A 10,901-nucleotide genomic window follows, 5' to 3' on the forward strand; every position below is an offset into this window, starting at 1 on the left:
GCCGAGCCCTGCCCGTAAGAAGCAGCCCCCACACCCCCGAGGTGCCCGCCGATGAACACCGCTCCCGCGCCGATGCCGCCCGCGTACGACTCCGGCGACACCGCCTGGCTGCTCGCTTCCACCGCCATGGTGCTGCTGATGACGCCGGGACTGGCGTTCTTCTACGGCGGCATGGTGCGCACCAAGCACATCCTGATGATGATCAAGATGAGCTTCGCCGCACTCGCGTTCGGCACGCTCCTCTGGTGGGTCATCGGCTACACCCTCGCCTTCGGTCCGGACGTCGGGGGCGCCGGCCTGATCGGAAACCTCGACCACGTCTTCATGCGCGGAATCGAACTGACCACCCTGTCCGGACACATCCCGACCTACGTGTACAGCACCTTCCAGATGGGCTTCGCGATCATCACCGTGGCCCTGATCAGCGGATCCATCGCCGACCGCGCCACGATGAGGGGCTGGCTCGTCTTCGTCGTCCTGTGGCTCCTGATCGTCTACATCCCTCTCGCCCACTGGGTGTTCGACACCGACGGCTGGATCGTGAAGCACCTGGGGGCACTCGACTTCGCCGGAGGTCTCCCGGTGGAGCTCAACTCCGGGGTGGCCGGACTCGCCGTCGCGCTGGTGCTGCGTGCACCGCGCGACTTCGCCCGGCGTGAGGAACGGCCCAACAACATCCCGCTCGTCGTGATCGGTGTGGGCCTCCTCTGGTTCGGCTGGTTCGGATTCAACTCCGGCTCCGCGCTGAGCGACCAGGGCACCGCGGCGGCGGCGTTCATCAACACCCAGCTCGGCGCCGCCGGTGCGATGGTCACCTGGCCACTGGTCGAGAAATGGCGTACCGGCAAGGTCACCACCATGGGCGTCGTCTCCTCGGCCGTCGCCGGCATGGTGGCCATCACCCCCGCCTGCGGCGAGATCAACACCCTCGGAGCGGTCGTCACCGGACTGGTGGTGGGCGCTGTCTGCGCCTTCGCCATCACTTTGAAGTACCGCTTCGGGGTGGACGACACCCTGGACGTGGTGGGCGTGCACGGCGTCGGCGGCCTGATCGGCTTGATCATGGTCGGCCTGTTCGCCACCGCCCGGATCAGCGGCAAGAAAGGGCTCTTCTACGGCGGTGGCTGGGGCCTGCTGGGCAAGCAGGTCCTCGCCGTCCTCGCGGTGATCGCGTTCTCCTTCGTCCTCACCTGGCTCATCGCCAAACTCGTCGACCTGACCGTCGGCTTCCGCGACAAGGCCGAGTACGAAGGGGTGCCGGGCGAGGAGCAGGAACGCGCGTACGACTTCCAGACGGCGGAGCGCCTCGGCGCACTGGTCTCCGGGAAGCCTGTGACCAGCGACGACGAGCTCGTAGAGCAGATCACCCGGCTGCTGCGCGCCCGGGAGGAATCCCGGTAGGCCGTTTCCCCCACTCGCGTCCGCCACGGCCCGGTGGGCGTGCCCTCACGGCTCCGGGGCGGCCTCCGGCCGGGCATAGGTACGCCCCTTCCAGGCCGCGCCCCGCCCCCGGTAGTGCTGGACGGCCGAGTCGACCGTCATCAGCAGGTACAGCGAGGCCGTGAAGGGCAGCAGCGGCGCGAGCCAGAGCGACTGGCGGTAGTACGTCAGCATCGGCAGATACGTCCCCGTCATGACCGCCCACGCCAGTCCTCCGGCCCACGCGGCCGCCGGGTCGTCCAGGACCGAACCGGTCACCAGCGTCGCCGGCGGCGCGAGGTAGACGAGCGCGAGACCCGGCACCGTCCCCGCGAGCAGCAACGGACTGTGGCCCAGCTGCGCGTACGCGCTCCGCGAGACCATCCGCCACAGCTCCCCGAGCCCCGGGTAGGGGCGGACACTGTCCACCCGCTCCGCGAGCCCCAGCCAGATCCGGCCGCCGGTGCGCTTCACCACCCGCGCCAGCGACACGTCGTCGATCACCGCCTGCCGGATGGACTCCGGGACTCCCGCCCGTACCGCGGCCTCGTCGCGCAGCAGCACGCAGCCGCCGGCCGCCGCGGCGGTCCGCGCCCCCTGCCGGTTCACCCGGCGGAAGGGGAAGAGCTGCCCGAAGAAGTAGACGAAGGCCGGCACCACCAGCCGCTCCCAGCAGCTCTCCACCCGGAGCCGGGCCATCTGGGAGACCAGGGCGTAGCCGTCCGGACCCGCGGGACCCGCCGCCGCCACCAGCTCCCGCAGGCTGTCCGGCTCGTGGGCGATGTCCGCGTCGGTCAGCAGCAGGAATTCCGGGTTCCGCCGCCGCGCCACGGCGATCCCGTGCCGCACCGCCCACAGCTTGCCCGTCCACCCCGGTTCCGGCTCGCCCGGGTGGACGACCCGGAGCTCCAGCCCGCCGCAGCGGTCCGCCAGCTCCCGCGCGAGAGTTCCGGTGCCGTCCGTACTGCAGTCGTCGACGAGGACGACGAAGACCTCGCCGGGATAGTCCTGCGCCAGCAGCGAGGGAAGGCTCACCGGCAGGACCGGGGCCTCGTCCCGGGCCGGTACGACGACGGCGACCGAGGGCCAGCGCGCCGGTTCCGCCCGCACGGGCAACCGCTGGTCCGTGATCCAGAAGAAACCCTGGCCGAGCAACAACCACACCCACGCGATCAAGGAACCCACGGCGATCCAGGCAACGGCGCTCATCCGCCGAGTCTGCCCCAGTCCGACCGGCCGCGGAGGGGGGTGGCATAAGGTGACCGGGTGAAGATCGCGCTCATGGACTCAGGAATCGGCCTGCTGGCGGCCGCCGCCGAGGTGCGCCGACTGCGCCCCGACGCCGATCTGGTGCTGTCCTCGGACCCCGGGACCATGCCCTGGGGACCGCGCACGCCCGAGGACGTCACCGCGCTCGCGCTCGCCGTGGCCCGCGCCGCAGCGGCGCTCCGGCCGGATGCCCTGGTCGTCGCCTGCAACACGGCGTCCGTGCGCGCGCTGCCCGCGCTCCGCGCCGAACTGGAGCCCGCGCTGCCGGTCATCGGCACCGTACCGGCGATCAAGCCCGCGGCCGCCGGCGGCGGACCCTTCGCCATCTGGGCCACCCCCGCCACCACCGGCAGCCCCTACCAGCGCGGGCTGATCAGCGAATTCGCGGCCGGAGTGGACGTCACCGAGGTGCCCTGCCCGGGACTGGCCGACGCGATCGAGTACGCCGACGAGGACGCGATCGACCGCGCCGTCGCCGCCGCCGCAGCCCTCACCCCGGCCGACGCCGGCACCGTCGTCCTCGGCTGCACCCACTACGAACTGGTCGCCGACCGCGTCGCCGACGCCCTCCGGCGGCCCGGCCGCCCTCCGGTCGTCCTGCACGGTTCCGCCGGGGCCGTGGCCGCGCAAGCGCTGCGCCGCGTCGGCGCCGAACCCGCCCCGTCGGCCGAACCGACCGGAACTCTCACCGTCCTCCTCAGCGGCCACGAGGCCGGCCTGCCGGATGCCGCTCTCACCTACGCCGAAGGCCGGCTGCTGCGGGGCGTGGTCGCCTCCGGCTGACCGCTGCGACCGCCCGATCGGCCCGGCGACGCCCGCCGCGCCGGCGCGGGTCATGGGTACGCTGCTGAGCATGACGGACCACCCCGGCCGTGCGGCGCACGGCTCGACCCAGGCGCCGTCCACGGTGTGGACCGGCAAGGCGACCAACCGCGCGCAGTGGCTGCTCGCCTTCGTGGGGGCGGCGTGCCTGGCCCTCGGGGTCGAGATCGCCCTCGATTCCAACTGGACCTCCGGCGTCGTACCTCTGGTGATGTCGGTGGTCGGCTGCGTCGCCGCCGGGCTCCTGATGCTCTACGGCACCCTCGCCTTCGTCCATGTCGCGGTGAAGGTGGACGGCGACGCCCTGGAGGTCCGCTGCGGCCACATGGGGCTGCCGCGCCGCCGCATCCTGCTCACCCATGTCGTGGGGGCCGAGTTCGTCCCCCGCGTCACCCCGCGCCAGTGGGGCGGATGGGGCTACCGCTGGCGCCCCGAACAGGGCACCGCCGTCGTGGTGCGCCGGGGCGAGGCGCTGCTGCTCCGGCTCGGCGACGGCATGTCGTTCACCGTCACGGTGGACAACGCGGAGGCCGCCGTGCGGTTCATCCGCGACCGGCTCCGCCTCCCGGCGGCGGGCAAGCCGGCCGAGGCCTGACCGCAGGACCCGACCGCCCGGACGCCCACTCCGCGAGCAGGCGTCCCTGGAACACCCGGTCTCCCCGTTGCCGCGTGCGCAGCCGTCGCCCGTAGACTCCCGCAGGTGAGCGCCACCATCACCTCCGTCGAGGAACCGTCGCCCGTTCCCGAGTCCCGCCCCCGCAGGCCATGGCTCACCCGGGCCAGGCCCGCCGCGGCCGTACTCTCCGGAGTGCTGCTGTACCTGAGCTTCCCGCCCCGCCCCCTGTGGTGGCTGGTCCTGCCCGGCTTCGCCCTGCTCGGCTGGGTCCTGCGCGAACGCCGCCCGCGCGCGGCGTTCGGTCTGGGCCTGCTGGCCGGACTCGGCTTCATGCTGCCGCTGCTGCACTGGACCGGCGAGGACGTCGGTGCGGTGCCGTGGCTGGCTCTGGCCGCGGCCGAGGCGCTCTTCGTCGCGGTGGGCTGCGTCGGCATCGCCGCCGTGTCCAGACTCGCGTACTGGCCGTTCTGGGCGGCGGCCGTCTGGACCCTGGACGAAGCGGTCCGGGCCCGGGTGCCGTTCGGCGGGTTCCCCTGGGGCAAGATCGCCTTCGGCCAGGCCGAGAGCGCCTTCCTGCCGATCGCCGCGCTCGGCGGCACCCCGCTCCTCTCCTTCGCCGTGGTCCTCTGCGGGTTCGGTCTCTTCGAGGCGGCCCGGCAGGTACGCGCGTACCGCTCGACCGGGGAGCTCCCGCGCGCGGCGACCGCGATGGCCGCCGCCGCGGTGCTGGTCCCCGTCGCAGGCGCCTTCGGCTCGCTCGCGCTGGTCGACAACTCCGCGGAGGACGGCACCGCGACCGTCGCCGCGATCCAGGGCAACGTGCCGCGCCTGGGGCTGGACTTCAACTCCCAGCGGCGCGCCGTGCTCGACAACCACGTCCGGGTCACCGAGCAGCTCGCGGCGGACGTGAAGGCGGGCAAGGTACCGCAGCCCGACTTCGTCCTCTGGCCGGAGAACTCCTCCGACCTCGACCCCTACCGCAACCCCGACGCCCGGGAGGTCATCGACCGGGCGGTCCGGGCCATCGGAGTCCCCACGGTGATCGGCGCGGTCGTCGAACCCGACACCGGCAAGCTGCGCAACACCCTGATCCAGTGGGACCCGGAGAAGGGCCCCCTGGACACGTACGACAAGCGGCACATCCAGCCGTTCGGGGAGTACATGCCGATGCGCTCGGTCGCCCGTGTCTTCAGCAAGGACGTCGACCGTGTCCAGCGCGACTTCGGCTCCGGCACCAAGGTCGGCGTGTTCGACCTGGCCGGCACCAAGGTCGGCCTGGTGACCTGCTACGAGGCCGCGTTCGACGACGCCGTGCGCGACACCGTGAAGGCCGGCGGCCAGCTGATCGCCGTACCGAGCAACAACGCCACCTTCGGCCGCAGCGAGATGACCTACCAGCAGCTCGCGATGTCCCAGGTGCGGGCGGTGGAGCACGGGCGTGCGGTCGTCGTACCGGTCACCAGCGGGGTCAGCGCCATCATCCGGCCGGACGGCACGATCATGGAGAGGTCCGGGTTCTTCACCCCCGCCGCCCTGGTGGACGAGGTGCCCCTGCGGTCCTCGCTGACCCCCGCCACCCGGATGGGCGCACTGCCCGAAGGGGTCGTCGCGCTCTTCGCCGCCGCCGGTCTCGTCCTTGCCGCGGTCCGCTCCCGCAGGGCCCGTCGTTCTGTCTGACCGTCGTACTGTTCGAATATCACGTTAGGCTTTCACGCATGGCTACTCCCGACTTCATCCGCGCCATCAGGGCCACGGCCGGCCACCAGCTGCTCCTGCTGCCCGGGGTGAGCGCGGTCGTCTTCGACGACGACGGGCGGGTCCTCCTCGGCAGGCGGGCCGACACCGGCAAATGGTCGATCATCGGTGGCATCCCGGAACCGGGTGAGCAGCCCGCGCGGACCGCCGAACGCGAGGTGTACGAGGAGACCGCCGTGCGCTGTGTGGCCGAACGCGTGGTGCTCACCGAGGCGCTGGAGCCGGTGGAGTACCCCAACGGGGACCATTGCCAGTACCTCGACGTCACCTTCCGGTGCCGGGCGACGGGCGGAGAACCGCGCGTCAACGACGACGAGTCGCTGGAGGTGGGCTGGTTCGCCCTGGACGCGCTGCCGCCGCTGGCCGAGTTCGCACGCTTGCGGATCAAGCAGTCCCTCACCGACGGACCCACCTGGTTCAGGGCCGCGGACGGCGCCGACCTCGGCTGAGGCCGGCGCCGGCGACCTCGGGACTCAGAGCCGTACGCAGATCCGCCGGCTCTTCGCCCAGTCGGTGATCCAGTCGCTCAGCGACAGCGGGAAGCACCATTCGCCGGGGCCGGGGGAGTTGCCCGCAGGGCCGGGGACCGGCCGGTTCTCGTCCATGAGGAAGGACCGGTAGAGCTTCGACGCCTCAGGGTTCCCGGTGCACCCCCACACCCCGTGCGGGCAGTAGTCCGTGATCGTCTGGTAAACGGGCGGGTGGAGGTCCATCCATTCGAGCATCCGGCGCATGTACTCGGGGTTGTCGCCGTTGCGGAAGAGGCCCCACTCCGGATATGAGATCGGCTTCCCGTGCTCGGCCGCGAAGTCCACGTGCTTCTGGAGCCCGTACTCGCCGTGTACCTGGTCGTCGAAGTTCTCGCCCGGCGGCTGGTCGTACGAGTCCATGCCGACGATGTCCACGAAGTCGTCACCGGGATAGCAGTCGGTCCAGGGAACGGCGTCCCGCCCACGGCTCGGCGCGAAGTCGAAGCGGAACCGCTGGCCCGCGACCGAGCGCATGGCGGTGACGATCCGCTGCCAGTACGCCTTCCAGGCCGCCGGGTCGGGCCCGCACCGGTGGGCGTAGGTGGTGCCGTTCATCTCCCAGCCCAGCACGATCACGGTGTCCGGGATCCCCAGCCCGACCAGCCGCTCGGCGAGCTTGCGGAAATGCCGGTCGTACAGGCCCGCAGCGCCGGACAGCAGCCGCCTGCGCACCGCGGTGTCCGACACCCGCACCTCGTTCCGCTCCAGCATCGGCGTGTTGAGGACGAACATCCGGTCGGGACGCGCCTGCCGCCAGGCCGCCCACGCTCCCAGGAAGTCGACGGAGCCCTCGATGTTCACCCAGAGGTCGCCCGGGAGGTAGCTGTGCCCGACCCGCAACTCCTTCCCACCGAGCCACTGGGACATCTCCGCCATGCGGGCGACGCCTTCGGGCCCGTAGTCCAGGTAGGCGCCGACCGCCGTGCTGCTCGGATCGGCATGCGGTCCGGCACCGTCGGTGGAACCGGTCCCGGTGACCCGGAAACCGGAGGCACCGCTGACGGCGAGCACACCGGCCGCGACCGTTCCCACACAGAGATTGACGATACGGCGACTACGGGACACGAGTGCTCCTCGGTATCGGTGGTCTTCGGCCGGTCCGGCGGCGGCTCGGCTCCATGGGCGGGCTGGCTCGGGCGGACACCGACTACGGCATCGGGACCGGATCGAAGGTCAGCGGCAGACCCCGGACCCGGTTGTCGAAGTTGGAGTCCACCAGCTCCGGATCGCCGAGCGCCCGCGCGGTGTCGGTCCGGGCGAGGACCTCCGTGAAGAGGGCCCGCATCTCCAGTCGGGCCAGGTGCGCGCCGAGGCAGTGGTGCGGGCCGCCGCCCCCGTACCCGAGATGCGGGTTGGGCGAGCGGGTGACGTCGAAGAGGTCCGGCTCCGCGAACACGGACTCGTCGCGATTGGCGGAGGCGTAGAAGAGAACGGCCTTGTCACCCCGGCGGAAGACACGCCCGCCGAGCTCGTGCTCGGTGGTGACCGTCCGCCGGAACTGGATGATCGGTGTGGAGTGGCGGACGATCTCCTCCACCGCCCCGTCGATGTGCCGGTCGAGACCGGACACCAGCAGCGCGCGCTGATCCGGGAACCGGGACAGCAGGGCCATTCCGTGCGCCAGCGCGTTCCTCGTCGTTTCGACCCCCGCGACCAGCAGCAGCGAGAAGAAGGCGCCGAGTTCGCGGGCGCCGAGCGACTGGCCGTCCACGTCGGCGCGGACCAGGGCCGAGATCAGGTCGCCGGTGGGCTGGCGACGCCGCTCGTGCGCGAGGCGCGCCATCACGAGCTGCATCCGGGCGAGCGACCGCAACCCCCGGCCAGGCACCCGGATCCGTGCCAGTCCGCGCCGCTCCACGCCGACGTGGCTCGACGCGTGGTCGATCTGGGCGGCGATCCACGGCCGGAACGTCGCCGGAATGCCCATCAGGTCGCAGATGACCTCGAAGGGCAGACGGGCGGGGGCGGACCGCATGAAGTCGGTGGAACGGCCGGCCACCGCCTCGTCCACCAGCCGGCGAGTCACCCGGGCGATGTTCTCCTCCGCCTCCGCGAGCAGGCGCGGGGTGAACGCACGGGAGACGATCCGGCGCAGCCCCGCGTGGCCGGCGCCGTCCATGTTCACCATCGAGTTGCCGAAGACGGCCTTGGCCCAGCGGGCGGGTTCCGGGACGGTGACGCCCGGCGCGCTCGCGAAGACGTCCGCCCGCCGGCTCGCGGCCTTGACGTCGGCGTGCTTCACCAGCGCGTAGAAGGACAGCCCGTTCTCCCGGCCGGTACGCGCGGTGAACCGCACCGGAGCGTCGAGTTCGCGCAGCAGCGCGAACGCCCGCAGCCGCTCGGCACGCGGCAGCCGCCAGAACGCGGGGTCCGCCAGATCGATGTCCTTCGGCCGCTCCGTACGCAGACCGGGGACCTGTCCGGGCACGCTCATGTCCACCACCTTCGGCAGTCGGGTCTCCCATGCTGTCCCGGCCTTACACGCCCGAGGCTCGACGTGGCCGCGAACTGCCCCGATTTCCCACGGTTGAGGGATTGACCGGCGGTACGGCGAGCCGTTACGGGCGGCAGGGCGGCACGCACCGTCTGATGGGCGTCGGCACCAGCCGCACCGACAAGCGGCTTGACCGAAAAGATCACCGATGGTTACGGAGAGGCGGACGCAGATGGGTTCGAGCAGGAAGGCCCGAGGTCCCGCGGGCAAGCGGATCGCGGCCACCCGCAGGGGTGTGCTGCGCGCCCTGTTCGGGGTGGGAGTCGTGGCCGGGACCGGAGCCGCTTGGGAGCCGATCGTCGCCCGCGGCCCGGAGAGCGGCGACGGCACGGCTCGGGCCGCGGCCCCGGGGGAGGTCACCGAGACGTACCGGGGAAGGACGATCCGGGTGCGCGCGGACGCGGGTCCGGGCGGCGCCGGCCGGACCGGCGTCCGCTCCGCGAGCAGCGCCGGGCTCCACCCCGAGGTCAGCATCGACGGCGACCCCCTGCACCTCATGCGCCGGGCCGACGGGAGCTGCGTCAGCATGGTCGCCCACTACGAGTCGCATCCGACGCCCCTCGCAGCCGCGCGCGCCGCGGTCGACGTACTGGGCACGGCACGGCTGTCCGCCGCGCCCCGGGGCATCTGACCGAAGGACAGGTGGATGGTGTACAGCCGAAAGAACCAGCGCGATCTCACCCGGACCGAACGGAGGAGGTTCGTCGACGCCGTACTGACGATCAAGCGCTCGGGTAGGTACGACGACTTCGTGGCGATGCACCGCGAGTTCTACGTCACCGACGGGGAGGACCGGCCCCGGGCGGCACACATGACCCCGTCGTTCTTCCCCTGGCACCGTCAGTACCTGCTGGAGTTCGAGCAGGCTCTGCGCGAGACCGACCCCGCGGTCTCCGTCCCGTACTGGGACTGGACCCTCGACCGCTCACCCGGGGGTCCGCCGTGGACGCCGGACTTCCTGGGCGGCAACGGGAGGGAGGGGGACCGGCAGGTCACGACGGGGCCCTTCGCCCACCGCGAGGGGAACTGGTCCCTCAGCAACGGCGTCACGGACGGCCTCTTCCTGACCCGTGACTTCGGCAGGCCGGCCGATCCGGTGGCACTGCCCACGGCTGGGGACGTCCAGAAGGCGCTGGACGACCCGCTGTACGACGCCGAACCGTGGAACAGCCTCAGCCGGACCGGCTTCCGCAACCGGGTGGAGGGATGGGGCGTCCGAGGGGCTCGGGCCATCAGCAACCACAACCAGGTGCACCGCTGGGTCGGCGGCGCGATGGCGGGGGCCGGCTCCCCGAACGATCCGGTGTTCTGGCTGCACCACGCGTTCATCGACAGGCTCTGGGACCGCTGGCAGAGAGCCCATCCGGGGTCCGGCTACCTGCCCGCCCGCGGACTCGCCGGCGACGATCCGCAACACGGCCGGGTGTTCGCACGGAACGAGCCGCTGCCGCCCTGGGAAATCGCGCCGTCCCGGCTGCTCGACCACAGCCGCGTCTACCGCTACGCCTGACCCGTACGTTCCCCGTACGGCGCCGCACAGCACGGCGGCCGTTCTCCCCTCCGGGGATGAGGAGGGGAGAACGGCCGCCGTCGGTGTGTCCGGGTCAGTGACCGTACGCGTCCTCGTGGAGCGGCTGCGGCTGGGCCGAGCCGTTGACGCAGGTGTTGCCGAACGCCGGGTTCAGCAGGCCGACGACGTTGATCGTGTTGCCGCAGACGTTGACCGGGACGTGCACGGGCACCTGGATGACGTTGCCCGAGACGACACCGGGGGAGCCCGCGGCGACCGCACCGGCCCCGGCGTCGGCCGAGGCGAAGCCGGCGCCGCCGGCGATGAGGGCGCCGGTTCCCGCCAGGACGGCGGCGACCTTCGTGATACGCGACATCAAGAACTCCTATGGAAGAACGTTTCGTTGTGGAGCTACGGGGTATTGCGGCCCCGTACCGACTGACCAACGCGGGGGACGGCGAGCGGTAACGGATCCGCGCGGAGTTC

At 71.9% G+C, this 10,901-nt stretch carries 11 protein-coding genes; 7 read left to right on the plus strand and 4 right to left on the minus strand.

The genetic code is table 11. The annotated features are described in order from the left end of the window. The first annotated feature begins 51 nt into the window (after positions 1-51). Positions 52-1,401 carry an ammonium transporter gene (locus tag OHT52_RS29770; protein ID WP_328723272.1) on the plus strand — a complete coding sequence of 450 codons (1,350 nt, stop codon included), beginning with the start codon at positions 52-54 and terminating at the stop codon, positions 1,399-1,401. Between the two features lie 45 nt (positions 1,402-1,446). On the opposite strand, the gene OHT52_RS29775 is transcribed toward OHT52_RS29770, so the two are convergent. Next, on the minus strand, positions 1,447-2,628 hold the full coding sequence (locus OHT52_RS29775; protein WP_328723273.1) for a glycosyltransferase: 1,182 nt from the start codon (positions 2,626-2,628) through the stop codon (positions 1,447-1,449). Between the two features lie 57 nt (positions 2,629-2,685). On the opposite strand from OHT52_RS29775, the gene OHT52_RS29780 reads away from it, so the two are divergent. The 4 genes from OHT52_RS29780 to OHT52_RS29795 all read left to right on the plus strand — a co-directional run bounded on the left by OHT52_RS29780 (position 2,686) and on the right by OHT52_RS29795 (position 6,330). Next, a complete protein-coding gene (locus tag OHT52_RS29780; RefSeq protein WP_328723274.1) occupies positions 2,686-3,471 on the plus strand; it encodes a glutamate racemase in 786 nt (261 codons plus the stop codon). 70 nt (positions 3,472-3,541) lie between these two features. Beyond that, entirely contained in the window at positions 3,542-4,105 is a 564-nt protein-coding gene (locus OHT52_RS29785) for a hypothetical protein (RefSeq protein ID WP_328723275.1), read from the plus strand. A 105-nt stretch (positions 4,106-4,210) separates the two neighbouring features. Continuing rightward, positions 4,211-5,803 carry an apolipoprotein N-acyltransferase gene (lnt, locus tag OHT52_RS29790; protein WP_328723276.1) on the plus strand — a complete coding sequence of 531 codons (1,593 nt, stop codon included), beginning with the start codon at positions 4,211-4,213 and terminating at the stop codon, positions 5,801-5,803. A gap of 38 nt (positions 5,804-5,841) precedes the next feature. Then, on the plus strand, positions 5,842-6,330 hold the full coding sequence (locus OHT52_RS29795) for an NUDIX hydrolase (RefSeq protein WP_328723277.1): 489 nt from the start codon (positions 5,842-5,844) through the stop codon (positions 6,328-6,330). Between the two features lie 24 nt (positions 6,331-6,354). On the opposite strand, the gene OHT52_RS29800 is transcribed toward OHT52_RS29795, so the two are convergent. Both OHT52_RS29800 and OHT52_RS29805 read right to left on the minus strand, forming a co-directional pair. After that, complete coding sequence (locus OHT52_RS29800) at positions 6,355-7,476, minus strand: glycoside hydrolase family 26 protein (protein WP_328723278.1); 1,122 nt, start codon at positions 7,474-7,476, stop codon at positions 6,355-6,357. Positions 7,477-7,558: 82 nt separating this feature from the next. Beyond that, a complete protein-coding gene (locus OHT52_RS29805) occupies positions 7,559-8,845 on the minus strand; it encodes a cytochrome P450 (RefSeq protein WP_328723279.1) in 1,287 nt (428 codons plus the stop codon). Between the two features lie 232 nt (positions 8,846-9,077). On the opposite strand from OHT52_RS29805, the gene OHT52_RS29810 reads away from it, so the two are divergent. Both OHT52_RS29810 and OHT52_RS29815 read left to right on the plus strand, forming a co-directional pair. Beyond that, a complete protein-coding gene (locus OHT52_RS29810) occupies positions 9,078-9,536 on the plus strand; it encodes a tyrosinase family oxidase copper chaperone (protein WP_328723280.1) in 459 nt (152 codons plus the stop codon). A gap of 18 nt (positions 9,537-9,554) precedes the next feature. Then, positions 9,555-10,415, plus strand: coding sequence for a tyrosinase family protein (locus OHT52_RS29815; RefSeq protein ID WP_328723972.1), 861 nt, complete (start codon positions 9,555-9,557; stop codon positions 10,413-10,415). Between the two features lie 94 nt (positions 10,416-10,509). Here the strand turns inward: OHT52_RS29815 and OHT52_RS29820 are convergent, their stop codons facing one another. After that, positions 10,510-10,791 carry a chaplin gene (locus OHT52_RS29820; RefSeq protein WP_328723281.1) on the minus strand — a complete coding sequence of 94 codons (282 nt, stop codon included), beginning with the start codon at positions 10,789-10,791 and terminating at the stop codon, positions 10,510-10,512. Between the last annotated feature and the right edge of the window lie 110 nt (positions 10,792-10,901).

The organism is Streptomyces sp. NBC_00247 (genome assembly GCF_036188265.1).
Lineage (GTDB): Bacteria > Actinomycetota > Actinomycetes > Streptomycetales > Streptomycetaceae > Streptomyces.